Below are 13280 nucleotides of genomic sequence, written 5' to 3' on the forward strand. Positions count from 1 at the left end.
TTCATATACCGGCGCGACCCTAGCGGGGTTACCGGGCTTTGTCAGGCGGCTGTCGCGCGCAGCAGCGGGGCCGGGCTCCGCGCCGCCCACCAGCGCAGCAGCGCCGCGAGCGTCCAACCTGCCGCGACGAATAGGAACGGCATCGCGGGATAATGATATCGCCCCTGCCCGGTGAAGGCGAAAGCCGTCAGCGTGGCGAAGGCGGGCATGCAGGCGAGCATCAGCAGCGGAGCGAGCCGCTCGCGCCGCCACAGTGCGGGCAGCGCGACGCCGAGGGCGGAAAGCCCCAGCGCGAGGATCGCGAAATAGCAGAGCTGGTTGAACACGCGCACCGCCGCGATCGGCGTGGCGAGTGCTGGATAGCCGATGTCGAGCGCCCAGAAAGCGTCGCTGTCGCGCTCCCACAACAGCGCCATCTTGCGGAAGCCGAGTGCTGTCCAGCGGCCGGGGTTGCGCTTGATCCAGTCGACAGCGAGCGCCTTGAAACGGCGGTCGAGTTCGACCTGCTCGACGATGTGCTGCTTGTACGGGATGCCGACCCCAGTCGCATCCCACACCGGCGTGCGTTCCCACGCATACCAGTCGCCGGTCGCGCGGTCGTTCGCGCCGTAATAGAGCGCGATGCCACCGTTGGTGGAAACGGGCACCGCCGCGCCGAGTTCGGCCGCGTTGCGCAAGCTCCAGGGCGTCACGACGGCCGCCAGCGCGAGGTACAGCGGCAGCGCGGCGCGCAAGGCCCCTCGCCAGCCGAAATCGCGCAGCGTCAGCGCCATCGCGACCAGCATCCCGGCCGGGAAGAACATCATCTGCGGGCGCATCAGCGTGGCGATGCCGAACAGGAGGCCAGCGGCGAGCGACCCCCAGCGTCGTCCACGTGCGCCGATCAGCAGTGCGAAGGCGGCCATCGCCACGGCAGTCGCGACCGTCTCCGACACCGGCTGCCCGGCATAGACGATGTGCGCGGGATAGAGCGCGTAGAGCGCGGCGGCGATGCGCGTCGCCAGGCCATCGAGCCCAAGTTGCGCGCCGATACGGACGATCAGCAGGACGATGGCGGCGGTCGCGATCAGGTTCAGCAAGATCGCGGCGGACAGCGTGGGGCCCAGCAAGGACATCGCCGCCGCCAGCACCGCCGGATAGCCGACCGGCCAGAAAGCGGTCACATAGCCCGCCTCCTGATAGCCCAGCCCGCGCGCCATTTCCGCGGCGTGATCCATATACCAGAGCCCGTCCGAGATCGGCTGCTGCGGCAAGGCCAACGCGAGCGCGAGCCGCACGGCGAGCGCCACCGCGACGATAGCCGGAAGCCCCCAGCGCGCCTGCTCCACCCTCGCGATTCGATCGTCCAGTCCCATCCAATCTCTCCCCAGATCGGTGCCGTGTGGAAACACGCATGCCGTGCGGGCGGAAGAGGAGCGGCGGCAGGAAAGAGGCTTAACGCCCTGATCCCCGAACGGACTTCGTTGCGGCGCCGGGCATGTGTGCGATTCTGGCACTGGCCGGGCCCTGCTTAGGACTTCGACGATCCGCCGCGGTCGGATGCCCGGCGATGGGCCGTCATCCGCCTGTCGATTCGCGTGCGGGATTCGAGCGCGAAGGTAACAAAGGTTACGCAAGTGGCCGGTGAAAATGCGACGAACCGAGTGCCTGTGGCAGCTTCCGCGGATGGTGGCGGGGAGAGGCGTGGATCATGCAGCGACGCTGACATGACCGCGCCCGTGTAGGACAGCGAAAAACGTCGGAAATCGGGCGGGAACTGACGGCGCTCAGCCCCGCGCCGCCTCCGCCCGCGCTCGCAGCCGGTCGCGCGCCGCCGCGTGGATGCCGGGCACCGTCGCCAGCACGCCGAACGCCTGCGCATTCTGCGTGTTGAAGGCGAGCGGCTGGCCAAAGGCGTCCGTCACCGTCGCGCCCGCCTCGCCCGCGATGAGAACGGCGGCGGCGATATCCCATTCGTAGCCCCAGCGCACCGTCGCGACGAGATCGGCCTCGTCAGCGGCGACCATCGCGATGCGCAGCGCGATCGAATTGGGCTTGTCGACCGCGACGAGATCGTGATCGACCTTGGGCAGCGCGTCGGTCGGCACGCGCGCACCCGGAAAGTCGGCGCGCCCGCCGGCGCGCAGCCGCACGCCGTTGCGTGTCGCGCCCTTACCCCGCGCAGCCCGCCAAACCTCGCCGCGCGCGGGGGCGTCGAGCACGCCGATCACCGGCACGCCGTGTTCGATCAATGCGATCGACACCGCCCAACCGGGCCGTCCGCGAATATAGTCGCGCGTGCCGTCGATCGGATCGACCACCCACAACCGCTCCAGCGCGAGCCGGTCGGCATTGTCGGCGGTCTCCTCGGACAGCCAGCCCGCGCCCGGATCGAGCGCGGAGAGCCGATCCCGCAGGAGAGCGTCCACCTCCAGATCGACCGCGCAGACGGGGTTGCCGGGCGATTTCTCCCAGCGTTCGAAGTCGGTACGCCACTGGCCCATCGCCAGCGCGCCCGCCTCGGCGGCGATCTCGGCTATCCTGTCGGCGAGGGCGACGTCAGCCACTCGCCACCGTCATCCCCTCGACACGCAAGGTCGGGACGTTGGTGCCGTAGCGGAATTCGAGATCGTTGGCGGGCGTAAGATTGCGGAACATATCCTTGAGATTGCTCGCGATCGTCAGCTCGGCGACGGGCGTGGTGATCTGCCCATCCTCGATCAGGAAGCCCGCCGCGCCCCGGCTGTAATCGCCCGTCACGCCGTTGACGCCCATGCCGATCAGTTCGGTGACGTAGATGCCGCGGCTGATGTCGGCGATCAGCGTCGCGGGCGGGACGTGGCCGTTCACCATGTGGAGGTTGCTGGTCGAGACGCCGGGCGCCCCCGCCCCGCCGCGTGCGGCATGGCCGGTCGGCGAGAGGCCGAGTTGGCGGGCCGAGGCGCTGTCGAGCAGCCACGTCTCCAGCACGCCGTTCTCGACGAGCGCGCAAGGACTGACCGGCAGGCCCTCGCCGTCGAACGGACGCGAGCGCAGGCCGTGCGGGCGGTGCGGATCATCTTCGATGCGGATGCCTTCGGCGAACACCGGCGTGCCCATCGCGTCGAGCAGGAACGACGTGCGGCGCGTGATCGCCTGGCCGGCGATCGCGCCGACGAAATGACCGATCAGGCTGGAGCCGACGCGCGGATCGAACACCACCGGCATCGCGCCGCTTTCGACGCGGCCAGGGTTGGCGCGGGCGACGGTGCGCTCACCGGCGCGCAGGCCGATTGCCTCGGCGCTTTCCAGCGCGCGGCGGTGGCGGGCGCTGTGGTGGGCATAATCGCGCACCATCGCCCCGCCCTCACCCGCCAGCACGCTCGCCGACAGGCCGTAGCCGGTGGTGGCGTAGGACGCCGCGAAGCCGTGGCTGGTGGCGAGTGCCCAGATCGACCGCGAGGCGCTGGCTGAGCCGCCCTCGCTGTTGGTGACGCCTGAGACGGAGCGCGCGGCTTCCTCGGCGGCGAGCGCGGCCGCGCGCAGCGATTCGGGGCTGGCCTCGCCGCCGTCGTCGAGATCGAGCAGCGGTGCCGCGCCGTGCATCAGCCGCTCGGCGGGGGCGAGGCCGGCCCAGTCGTCCTCGGGCGCCTCGCGCGCCATCGCGACGGCGCGCTCGACCAGCGCAGCGATGGCGGCGGGGGTGAAGTCGGAAGTCGAGACGCTCGCCGAGCGCTTGCCGACGAACACGCGCAGGCCGAGGTCCGAACTCTCGCTGCGGCCGACATCCTCGAGCGCGCCCAAGCGCACGGACACTTCGAGCGCGGTATCGGCGGAGAAAACGGCGTCGGCGGCATCGGCCCCCGCCGCGCGCGCCTGCGCGACGGTGTCGGCGGCGCGGTTCTGGGCTTCTTGAGTGGTCAGCATCTTCGGGACTTAGGTGCGCCGGTCGCGAAGGTCAAAGCGTCGCGACAGTCCCGACCGTAAAACAGGCGAGGAACACCAGCAGCCCTGCGAAGCGGTTCGAGCGGAAGCGGGCGAGCGCGCCCGCGCCGTCGCCGGGCTTCAGCGTCGCGACCTGCCAGGTGAAATGCGCCGCGACCGGGATCAGCGTCGCGAGCGCGAACGGGTCGGGGCGGACCAGCCACAGCGCCGCGCCCCACAGCAGCACGGCGGCGGCGTAGAACAGCGCGACGCCCGCCCGCACCCGGCTGCCGAGCCGCAGCGCCGAGGAGCGCACGCCGATCAGCGCGTCGTCCTCGCGGTCCTGCAGTGCATAGATCGTGTCGTAGCCGATCACCCAGACGATCGATCCCGCGTAGAGCAACAGCCCCGGTGCGGTGAGCGACCTCGCGATCTCGCTCCACCCGACCAGGCAGGCCCAGGAAAAGACGATTCCGAGCCACGCCTGCGGCCACCAGGTAATGCGCTTCATAAAGGGGTACGCCGCCACCGCGCCGAGGCTGAGCAGCGCGACGACGGCCGCGTAGACGCGCAGTTGCAGCAGCACGACGAGGCCGATCAGGCACAGCGCCACCAGCCAGATCCATGCGGCCCTGAGGCTGACCGCGCCGCTCGCCAAGGGGCGGCTGCGCGTGCGCGCGACCTGCCGGTCGAGGTCGCGGTCGACGATATCGTTGTAGACGCACCCCGCGCCGCGCATCGCGATGCTGCCGAGGAGGAGCCACAGGACCAGATCCCAGCGCGGAATCGCGCCGCCTGCGAGCGCTACGCCCCACGCGCCGGGCCAGAAGAGGAGCCACCAGCCGATCGGCCGGTCGAACCGCGCGAGCAGCGCGAACGGGCGAAGGGCGCGTGGCAGGAGCGCGACGAAGCCGCGGTGTTCGGTGTCGGGGGTGAGGTCCGTGGGTGTCATCGCAACCGGCTCCCCTCCCTGGAAGGGAGGGGCTGGGGGTGGGTCGCTATCGAAGGAAAGCGCCCGCCCCAAACCGACCCACCCCCGGCCCCTCCCTTCCAGGGAGGGGAGAAGAAGCCGGACGTCACGCCGCCTCGCTGAACTGCAGGCTCGCGAGCCTTGCGTACAGCCCGCTCTGGCCGATCAGCGCGGCGTGGGTGCCGCTTTCGACGATGCGGCCGTCGTTCATCACGATGATCCGCTGCGCCGCGCGCACGGTGGCGAGGCGGTGCGCGATGACGAGCGTGGTGCGGTGTTCCATCAGCCGGTCGAGCGCCTCCTGCACCAGCCGTTCGCTCTCGGCATCGAGCGCCGAGGTGGCCTCGTCCAGCAGCAGGATCGGCGCATCGCGCAGCAGGGCGCGGGCGATCGCGACGCGCTGGCGCTGGCCGCCCGACAGCCGCGCGCCGCCCTCGCCCAGAAACGTGTCGAGCCCCTCGGGCAGCTTGCGCAGGAACTCGGCGGCATTGGCGGCCTCGGCGGCGGCCCAGAGCTGGTCGTCGCTCGCCCCCCAGTCGCCGTAGCGCAAATTGTCGCGCGCCGATGCGCCGAAGATCACCGTCTCCTGCGGCACCATCGCGATGCGCTTGCGAATCTCCGCCGGGTCGGCGCGCGGCAGCGCGACGCCGTCTATCCGCACCTCGCCGCCATCGGGATCGTAGAAGCGCTGGAGCAACTGGAAGATCGTCGTCTTGCCCGCACCCGAGGGCCCGACGATCGCGACCGTTTCGCCCGCACCGACGCTCAGCGAGAAATCGTGCAGCGCCGCCACGTCGCGCCGGGTGGGATAGCGGAACTCGACATGCGCGAACTCGACGGTGCCGCGCGCGGGAACCGGCATCACGAGCGGCTGCGCGGGCGCGCGGATCGCAGGCACCTCGGCGAGGAGCTCGGACAGGCGCTCGGCCGCGCCCGATGCGCGCATCAGGTCGCCGTAGACCTCGGTCAGCGAGCCGAACGAGCCCGTCACCAAAGTCGCTGTCACGAGGAAGCCCGCGAGCGCGCCCGCGCTCAGCCGCCCCGCCGCGACGTCCGCCACGGTCGACCACATCAGCAACGTCACTGCGCCGAACAGCAGGCCCATCACCAGCGCCGTCATGATCGCGCGCGTCAGGATGCGGCGCTTGGCGGCGGCGAGGCTCTTGTCCACCGCCGCGCCGAAGCGCGCCGTCTCGCGCGCTTCCTGGCCGAACGCCTGCACGATCTTCATCGCGCCGAACGTCTCGACCACCATCGCGCCGAGATCGGCGATCCGGTCCTGGCTGTCGCGCGACTGGTTGCGCACGCGGCGGCCGAGCAGCACGATCGGCAGGATGACGAGCGGCACGCCGATGATGATCGCCAGCGCCATCTTCGGCGAGAACAGGAACAGCGAGACGATGCCGCCCGCCCCCGTCAGCCCGTTGCGCAGCGCCACCGAAACGGTCGTGCCGACCGCATTCTCGATCTGCGTCGTGTCCGAAGTCAGGCGCGAGGCGACCTCGGACGGGCGATTTTCCTCGAACCAGCTCGGCGCCAGGCGCAGCAGATTGGTCTGTACCGCCATCCGCACGTCGGCGACGGTGCGCTCGCCCAGCCACGACACGAAATAGAATCGCACCGCCGTCGCCACCGCCAGCACGACGACGAGCGCGAGCAACTGGTAGAAGACGTGGTCGATATGCGCGACGTCGCTCGCGCCGTGGGTGAAGCCCTTGTCGATGACCGAGCGGATGCTCCACGGAAACACCAGCGTCGTGACCGACGTCACCAGCAGCGCCAGCAGCGAGATCGCCAGTTGCACCGGATATCGCAGCGCAAAACGCCACACCATGCCAAGGTTGCTGAGCTTGCGGCTCGATTTGGGAGCGTCGGTTTCGGGGTCGGCCATTCCGGCGCCGTTAGCAGGGAGACATCCCCGCCTCAATGCGCGGCGTCAGTTGCCTAAGGGACACACCGGATTGTGCAACTGCAGCACGTGCGCGAACGTTGATGCGATAGTCATCTTCAATCCCTATGTGAGGCCCATGTTATACAACGCTTATGAACTTCAGCGCTCGATGCTGGCCGGCGCGAGCGCGATGGCCGACACCTGGGCAGAGCTGCTCCAGAACCCCGCCAACCCCTTCGCCTATTTCGGCGGGGGTGAGGTGATCGCCTCCGCGCTGGAGGTGTTCGCGCACGCCGCCGCGCCGCGCGGCAAGCCGGAGTTCGGCTTCGAACACGTCGTGATCGACGGCCGGCAGGTGCCCGTCGTCGAGGAGATCATACTCCGCAAGCCGTTCGGCCAGCTCAAGAAATTCACGCGCACGGGCGTTGAGGGCAGTCCGAAGCTGCTGATCGTCGCGCCGATGTCGGGCCATTATGCGACACTGCTGCGCGGCACGGTCGAGCGGATGCTGCCCTTCGCGGAGGTCTACATCACCGACTGGCGCGACGCGAAGCTGGTTCCGGTCGAGGACGGCCATTTCGATTTCAACGACTATATCGATTACGTGATCGAGTTCCTGGAGGCGATCGGGCCGGGCACGCATATGCTCGCGGTCTGCCAGCCCTCGGTGCCGGTCTACGCCGCCGCCTGCGTGATGAGCGCCGCCAAGAATCCCTGCCGCCCGAAGTCGATGACGTTGATGGGCGGCCCCGTCGATACGCGCGAAGCGCCGACGGTGGTCAACACGCTGGCGACCGAGCGGCCCTATAGCTGGTTCGAGCAGAACGTGATCGTTACCGTGCCGCTCACTTATGCGGGCGCGGGACGAAAGGTCTATCCGGGCTTCCTGCAGCTCGCCGGCTTCATGTCGATGAACCTCGGCAATCACCTCATGTCGCATTGGGAGATGTTCAAGCATCTCGTCCAGGGTGACGATGAGGAGGCCGACGCGACCAAGGCGTTCTACGAGGAATATCGCTCGGTCTGCGACATGACCGGCGAATTCTATCTCCAGACGATCGACCTCGTCTTCCAGAATCATGCCCTGCCGAAGGGCGAGATGATGCACCGGGGCAAGAAAGTCGATCCGGCGGCGATCACGGATATCGCGATCCTCGCGATCGAGGGCGAGCGCGACGATATTTCGGGGCTTGGCCAGACCAAGGCGGCACTGAAGATCGCGACGAAACTGCCGGCGGCGATGAAGAAATATGCCACCGTCGATGCCGGGCATTACGGCATCTTCAACGGCAGCAAATGGCGCAATCAGGTCGCGCCGATCGTCGAAAAGTGGATCGCTGCGCACGAATGAGGGGGCGAACACCTCGCCTCCCTACCTGGTCACTTCGGTCCTGAGCCGGGGTCCAGCTTCTTTTGCCGCTGGGCAGAAGAAGCTGGACCCCGGGTCAAGTCCGGGAGGAAGATAGACCCGACGCGGCAAAGCCGCGTCGTCGGACGCGCTTTGCACGCCGGCCGGGCCGGGGCGTCTCGCGAATAGCTTTCGCTATCCGCGTGCGCCCTAGACGGCCGTAGTTCCCACTACGGCGTGGCTGCCTTCCTCGCTGCCGGAAATCTTTCCGCCGAACAGCATCTTCAGCCGGCCCGACAGGCTGATGTCGGCTTCCCACAGTTCCGCCGAATCGACGTCGAAGCGCAGCAGCGCGAGGTTGGGGTCGTTCTTGCCGCCCGGAAACCACGCCTCGACCTGCTTGTTCCAGAGCTTGTCGATCTGCGCAAAATCATTGTCGACACGCGCCGTGCCCGACAGGCAGGCGAAGAAGTCGTGCCCTTTCGACACGAACTGCGCCATCGCCTTGCCGCCGCCCGCGAGACGGTTGTCCTTGCCGATGAAGAACCAGAGCGTATCGACCGAATCGCGGTCCATCTGCGCGGTCAGCGGTTCACTGTGCTGGCCGTTCTCGAGCCCGACCATCAGGAACGGGCTGGCCTCCATCTTGTCCCACATCGTTTGCTTGATCTTGTGCGTGTCGGTCATCGCGTCTCTCCTCGGGTTCGAAGAGGATAACGTGCGACGGCGAAAGGGTTTCCCTTACTGATCCGCCGTGCTGCGGTCGCCCGAGGAGACCGGCTTGTCGATCTTGTCGCCCGGCGGGGCCTTGGGCGGCGGTGCGGGCTGGATCAGCCCCGCTTCCTCCGCGCTCAGCCCGGTCTGCGTCGGATAGGCGAGCGCGATGCCTTCGTCGTTCAGGCGGCGGACGATGCCGAGGCCGACGGTGTGCCGCGCGTCGTACATATCCTGATAGACGGCGCTGACCGAATCGAACTGCAGCTCGAAATCATAGCTTTGCGCGCCGTAAGCGGTGAAGCCTGCGCGGACGAACTTGGCGCCGTGTTCCTCGACGACTTCCTTCAGCATCGCCGGCAGCTTCTCCATCACCTCGACCGGCGTCGTCTGGACGAGGCCGAGGGTGAAGATCACGCGGCGGAACTCGCGCTGCGTGTTGTTGATGATTTCCTTGTCGAGCAGGTTCTTGTTGCTGATGATCCGCTCTTCGCCGTTGGTGCCGCGGATGCGGACCGACTTCATGCCGACCTGCTCGACCGTGCCCGAAGACTTGTCGAAGGTGATCGCGTCGCCGCGCCGGAACGGCCGGTCGAAGATGATCGTCAGCGCCGCGAACAGATCCGCGAAGATCCCCTGCGCCGCCAGCGCGATGGCGATGCCGCCGACGCCGAGGCCCGCGATCAGGCCGCTGACGTTCACGCCGAGGTTCTGCAACACGACGATCAGCGCGATCGCGAACACCGCGAAGGTGACGAACACCTGGATCAGCCCCATCGCGTTCGCCAGCGTCTGGCCGTGATCGCTGTCGAGGCTGGTGCGATGCTCGATCGCGCCGAGGATGATCTCGCGCGCCCACACCGCCGCCTGGAACACGGTGGCGATCGTGAACAGGAAGTTGATCGTGGTCAGCACCTGTTCGGGCGGGTTGGCGTAGCCGCCGACCAGCTTCGCCGCGACCATCGCGATGAAGAAATTGCCGGTCTTGCCGATCGCGCGACCGAAGATCGTCGGCCAGCCCTTGCCGGAAGGATCGCGCGTGCAGAGCCGCCGACCCAGTACCTTCAGCGCATGCAGCGCCAGATAGATCGCGACCCCGGCACCCACTGCGATCAGGATCTGCAGCCAGTGCGCCTGCAGCCAGGACATGCTGGCGTTCCACAGATCGACGATCTGCTTGCGAAGCTGGTCGGCGCCGAGATTGGGCGTCTTGGGGGCGGCAGTATTGGTCATGGAAAACTCTCTTAGGCGGCTTTGCGCTTGGAGGGTGCGCCCTCGAGCAGGGCGATGAGGCCGCGTTCCATGCGGCTAAGATAGTGCGTGGCGCGCGGCAAGGGCGCGGCACGCAGGGCGGACTGGCCCGATTTGGCGAGATCGATCAGCAACGGGTGGACATAGGATTTGCGGCTGATCGCGGGCGTGTTGCCGAGTGCTTCGGCGACCGGCTCCAGCATCGCCTTGAGGCCGATGTCGTGATCGGCGGTCTTGAGTGCCTCGTATGCCAGCACGCTCGCGCCCCAGGTGCGGAAATGCTTGGCGGTATAATCGCCGCCGGTCGCCTCGCGGATATAGGCGTTGACGTCTGACGAGGTGACGGGGTGCGCCTCGCCCTCAGAATCGATCCAGCGGAAGAGGTGCTGGCCGGGCAGATCCTGCACCTTCTTCACGAAGCGGCTGAGCGACCCGTCGGTGATCGTCAGCACGCGCAACTTGCCCGATTTAGCCTTGTACTGCAGCTTGAGCGTCTTGCCGCGCAGCACGGCGTGGCGGCGACGGAGCGTGGTCGCGCCGAAACTCTTGTTGGCCTTCACATAGCCTTCGTTGCCGATGCGGACATGGCCGAGATCGAGCAGCCGCACGATCGCCGCGACGGCGGTGTCCTTGGCAAGGCCGCGCTTCTTCAGGTCCGCCTCGACCCGCGCGCGCAGCTTCGGCAAGGCGCAGCCGAACGGCGCGCACAGATCGTATTTCGCGCCTTCCTGCGCGGCGCGAAAATCGACGTGATAGCGATATTGTTTGCGGCCCTTCTCGTCCCAGCCGACCGCCTGGATATGGCCGTTGGGCTTCGGGCAATACCATGCGTCGCGGTACGCGGGCGGCAGGCCGACCTTGTTGAGCCGGTCGATCTCGTCGCGATCGGTGATGCGCTTGCCCGCGACATCCCAATAACCCCAGCCGTGGCGCACTTTCCTGCGCGTGATGCCGGGCTCGCTGTCGTCGCAATAGGTGATCGTGCCGCTCATACCCCCGGAGAAATGCTTCGCGTGAGCGATCGTTCCGGGGAACGCCGGGGAGTGCCCGCGGGTTGAAGCGCCGATCCCCCACAGGAGCTTCCCCCATGACCGACCTTTCGCACGCGCACGTCCTGATCGTCGCCACCGACGGCTTCGAAAATTCCGAACTGTTCGATCCGCGCCAGGCCCTGCTCGATGCCGGGGCGAAGGTGACGCTCGCCAGCCTCAAGACCGATCCGATCCAGGGCGAAAAGGGCGGCGAGAAGGCCGATACGATCACCCCCGATCTGACGGTCGATGACGTCGATACCGAGGATTACACGGCGCTGCTGCTGCCCGGCGGCGTCGGCAACCCCGACAAGCTGCGCCTGAACGACCGCGTCGTCGATATCGTCGAGGAATTCATGGAGGACGGCAAGATCGTCGCCGCCATCTGCCACGCCCCCTGGCTGCTCGCCGAGGCCGACGTGCTCGACGGTCGCACGGTGACGAGCTGGCCCTCGATCCGCGTCGATCTCGCCAACGCCGGTGCGGACGTGGTGGACGAGGAAGTGGTGGTCGACGCCAACCTCATCACCAGCCGCAAGCCGGACGACATCCCGGCGTTCAACAAGGCGATCCTGGCGGCGCTGGCGGACGTGGCCGTCGAAGCCTGATGCTTAGGCCGGCGCCGTGTCGAGCGGCGCCACCCTCGCCTTCCGCATCGGTCGCCAGCCGGCCTCGCCGCGCTTCCGGGCGAGGTACGTGTCGAGCCCGATCTGCGCGCCGATGAGCTGGAAGATGAACGGCTGGAACGCGATCGAGACGAACGACGCGCCGAGCAGATAGATCAACGTCGCCGATTGCAGCGCGCCGGCGAGCGGGCTCACCCACGCATATTCGGGTTCCGCCTTGCGGTAGCGGTGACGGAGGATCTCCATCCGCACGATGCCGATGATGTTGAGCCCCAGCCACAGGATGATCCCCGGCCAGCCCTGTTCCCCCAGCATCTCGAAATAGGACGAGTGATAGGCGCGCGCCTTGTCCGAAGTCGGCGTGTGCTTGATCGTGATGTTGTTGCCTTCGCCCTCGACCGTTTCGAGATCGTAGTTGAGCACGTCCGCGCGGTACATTTCGAAGCCGCCGCCGAACGGGTGAGTCTTGGCATATTCCCAGGTCCACTGCCACACCGCGAGCCGGGTCGAGGCCGATTCGTCCGCCTTGTAGGTCTTGATCGTGCCCATGCGCTGCGTGAACGAACTCGGCAGGAGCGGCACCGCGAGGATCCCGATCGCCGCCAGGATGCCGATGTAGAGGAACTTGCGCTTCGCATCGCGCAGCATCAGCCCGGCGCACAACACCACGCACAGCAGGCCGGTGCGCGCAGACGTCCCGACCGGGATCATGCAGCATGCGAACACCAGCGCATAGCAGAACAGCTTCACCTTCCAGTCGGGCGGGAAGATCGTGCCGTGATTGGCGAACCACAGCACCAGCGGGATGATCGCCACAGCCACCGTCGAGATGATCGAGCCTTCGTACAGGCCGCTGTTGTTCGAGACCATCAGGTTGAGCTCGCCGTAGCCGCCGCCCGACGCCACCGTCTTGATGCCGCCGACGATGATGATCGACGCCGCCGACAGCACCATGAACAACAGCAGCGATTCGATCCGCAGCTTCGTGCGCAGCGTCAGCGGCAGGAAGGCGGCAAAGATCAGCGCCTTCCACACCCAATCCCATTTATCCAGCGCCTCGACCGGGTAATCCGCGCCGCGCGTGGTGATGCCGCAATAGAGCAGCAGCAGCAGGATCAGGATCTGGCGCGGGGCGATGCGCACGTCGCGCTTGTCGTCGACCAGCGCCCAGGTGAGCAGCGCCGCGCCGAAGGCGAACAGCGAGATCGGCACCGAATTGAGCAGGATATACGTCAGCCGCTGCGGGCTGACGATGTCGATATAGACGTACGCCAGCACGAAGATGAACGGCTTGCGGAAGCCCGCGCCGAAGAACGCCGCCAAGAACGCGACGAAGACGAGGTCACGCACGGTGTGCGTCCTTTTCCTCGAAGTCGGGGTCGCCCCTACGCCGGCCCTTCGCATCGCGGTCGTGCGGGCTCGGTTCGTGATTGAGATCGACGCGCTTGAGCAGCACCCAGACGGCCAGCGCCATCAGGCCGTGCGTTATCGCGAGGGCGAGATTGTCGATCACACGCCCGCTCTACGCATGCGCGGGTTGAGGCTCCGTTAAGCACTGGCGTGGCAG

Annotated in this window: 12 protein-coding genes; 2 read left to right on the forward strand and 10 right to left on the reverse strand. The window is 67.5% G+C overall.

The genetic code is table 11. The features are described from left to right. Window positions 1-41: 41 nt before the first annotated feature. The 5 genes from Q5H94_RS09060 to Q5H94_RS09080 all read right to left on the reverse strand — a co-directional run bounded on the left by Q5H94_RS09060 (window position 42) and on the right by Q5H94_RS09080 (window position 6743). Window positions 42-1355, reverse strand: coding sequence for a glycosyltransferase family 39 protein (locus Q5H94_RS09060; RefSeq protein WP_304560938.1), 1314 nt, complete (start codon window positions 1353-1355; stop codon window positions 42-44). 411 nt (window positions 1356-1766) lie between these two features. Continuing rightward, complete coding sequence (locus tag Q5H94_RS09065; RefSeq protein ID WP_304560939.1) at window positions 1767-2546, reverse strand: 3'(2'),5'-bisphosphate nucleotidase CysQ; 780 nt, start codon at window positions 2544-2546, stop codon at window positions 1767-1769. Next, the gene (locus Q5H94_RS09070) at window positions 2539-3885 is read right to left on the reverse strand and encodes a TldD/PmbA family protein (protein WP_304560940.1); all 1347 of its coding nucleotides are present in this window, start codon (window positions 3883-3885) and stop codon (window positions 2539-2541) included. Before Q5H94_RS09070 ends, Q5H94_RS09065 begins: the two co-directional genes overlap by 8 nt. A 31-nt stretch (window positions 3886-3916) precedes the next feature. Next, window positions 3917-4834: a 4-hydroxybenzoate octaprenyltransferase gene (gene ubiA / locus Q5H94_RS09075; RefSeq protein ID WP_304560941.1), complete on the reverse strand. Its 918-nt coding sequence runs from the start codon at window positions 4832-4834 to the stop codon at window positions 3917-3919. A 124-nt stretch (window positions 4835-4958) separates the two neighbouring features. Beyond that, window positions 4959-6743 (reverse strand): ABC transporter transmembrane domain-containing protein, encoded by a 1785-nt coding sequence (locus tag Q5H94_RS09080; RefSeq protein ID WP_304560942.1) that lies wholly within the window; start codon window positions 6741-6743, stop codon window positions 4959-4961. Window positions 6744-6879: 136 nt separating this feature from the next. Here Q5H94_RS09080 and Q5H94_RS09085 point away from each other — a divergent pair, with 136 nt between their 5' ends. Beyond that, window positions 6880-8094, forward strand: a complete 1215-nt coding sequence (locus Q5H94_RS09085) for a polyhydroxyalkanoate depolymerase (RefSeq protein WP_304560943.1) — start codon at window positions 6880-6882, stop codon at window positions 8092-8094. Between the two features lie 207 nt (window positions 8095-8301). Here Q5H94_RS09085 and Q5H94_RS09090 read toward each other — a convergent pair whose 3' ends face one another. Genes Q5H94_RS09090 through Q5H94_RS09100 form a run of 3 tightly spaced genes read right to left on the reverse strand, consistent with a single transcriptional unit; the run spans window position 8302 to window position 11048 of the window. Next, window positions 8302-8778, reverse strand: a complete 477-nt coding sequence (locus tag Q5H94_RS09090) for a pyridoxamine 5'-phosphate oxidase family protein (protein ID WP_304560944.1) — start codon at window positions 8776-8778, stop codon at window positions 8302-8304. Between the two features lie 54 nt (window positions 8779-8832). Beyond that, window positions 8833-10038, reverse strand: coding sequence for a mechanosensitive ion channel family protein (locus Q5H94_RS09095; protein WP_304560945.1), 1206 nt, complete (start codon window positions 10036-10038; stop codon window positions 8833-8835). A gap of 11 nt (window positions 10039-10049) precedes the next feature. Beyond that, the gene (locus Q5H94_RS09100; protein WP_304560946.1) at window positions 10050-11048 is read right to left on the reverse strand and encodes a DNA topoisomerase IB; all 999 of its coding nucleotides are present in this window, start codon (window positions 11046-11048) and stop codon (window positions 10050-10052) included. A 95-nt stretch (window positions 11049-11143) separates the two neighbouring features. On the opposite strand from Q5H94_RS09100, the gene Q5H94_RS09105 reads away from it, so the two are divergent. Then, window positions 11144-11695, forward strand: coding sequence for a type 1 glutamine amidotransferase domain-containing protein (locus tag Q5H94_RS09105; protein ID WP_304560947.1), 552 nt, complete (start codon window positions 11144-11146; stop codon window positions 11693-11695). A gap of 3 nt (window positions 11696-11698) precedes the next feature. Here the strand turns inward: Q5H94_RS09105 and Q5H94_RS09110 are convergent, their stop codons facing one another. Next, a complete protein-coding gene (locus Q5H94_RS09110) occupies window positions 11699-13063 on the reverse strand; it encodes a putative O-glycosylation ligase, exosortase A system-associated (protein WP_304560948.1) in 1365 nt (454 codons plus the stop codon). Next, on the reverse strand, window positions 13056-13226 hold the full coding sequence (locus Q5H94_RS09115) for a hypothetical protein (protein ID WP_304560949.1): 171 nt from the start codon (window positions 13224-13226) through the stop codon (window positions 13056-13058). The genes Q5H94_RS09110 and Q5H94_RS09115 overlap by 8 nt, the downstream gene beginning before the upstream one ends. Window positions 13227-13280: the final 54 nt, after the last annotated feature.

This window comes from Sphingomonas immobilis (genome assembly GCF_030580995.1).
GTDB lineage: Bacteria > Pseudomonadota > Alphaproteobacteria > Sphingomonadales > Sphingomonadaceae > Sphingomonas > Sphingomonas immobilis.

What these genes read in the sequence shown, in the direction of transcription:
- Q5H94_RS09060 (WP_304560938.1), bottom strand. Translation starts at nt 1,355, where the DNA reads ATGGGACTGGACGATCGAATCGCGAGGGTGGAGCAGGCGCGCTGGGGG.
- Q5H94_RS09070 (WP_304560940.1), bottom strand. Translation starts at nt 3,885, where the DNA reads ATGCTGACCACTCAAGAAGCCCAGAACCGCGCCGCCGACACCGTCGCG.
- ubiA (WP_304560941.1), bottom strand. Translation starts at nt 4,834, where the DNA reads ATGACACCCACGGACCTCACCCCCGACACCGAACACCGCGGCTTCGTC.
- Q5H94_RS09080 (WP_304560942.1), bottom strand. Translation starts at nt 6,743, where the DNA reads ATGGCCGACCCCGAAACCGACGCTCCCAAATCGAGCCGCAAGCTCAGC.
- Q5H94_RS09085 (WP_304560943.1), top strand. Translation starts at nt 6,880, where the DNA reads ATGTTATACAACGCTTATGAACTTCAGCGCTCGATGCTGGCCGGCGCG.
- Q5H94_RS09090 (WP_304560944.1), bottom strand. Translation starts at nt 8,778, where the DNA reads ATGACCGACACGCACAAGATCAAGCAAACGATGTGGGACAAGATGGAG.
- Q5H94_RS09095 (WP_304560945.1), bottom strand. Translation starts at nt 10,038, where the DNA reads ATGACCAATACTGCCGCCCCCAAGACGCCCAATCTCGGCGCCGACCAG.
- Q5H94_RS09100 (WP_304560946.1), bottom strand. Translation starts at nt 11,048, where the DNA reads ATGAGCGGCACGATCACCTATTGCGACGACAGCGAGCCCGGCATCACG.
- Q5H94_RS09105 (WP_304560947.1), top strand. Translation starts at nt 11,144, where the DNA reads ATGACCGACCTTTCGCACGCGCACGTCCTGATCGTCGCCACCGACGGC.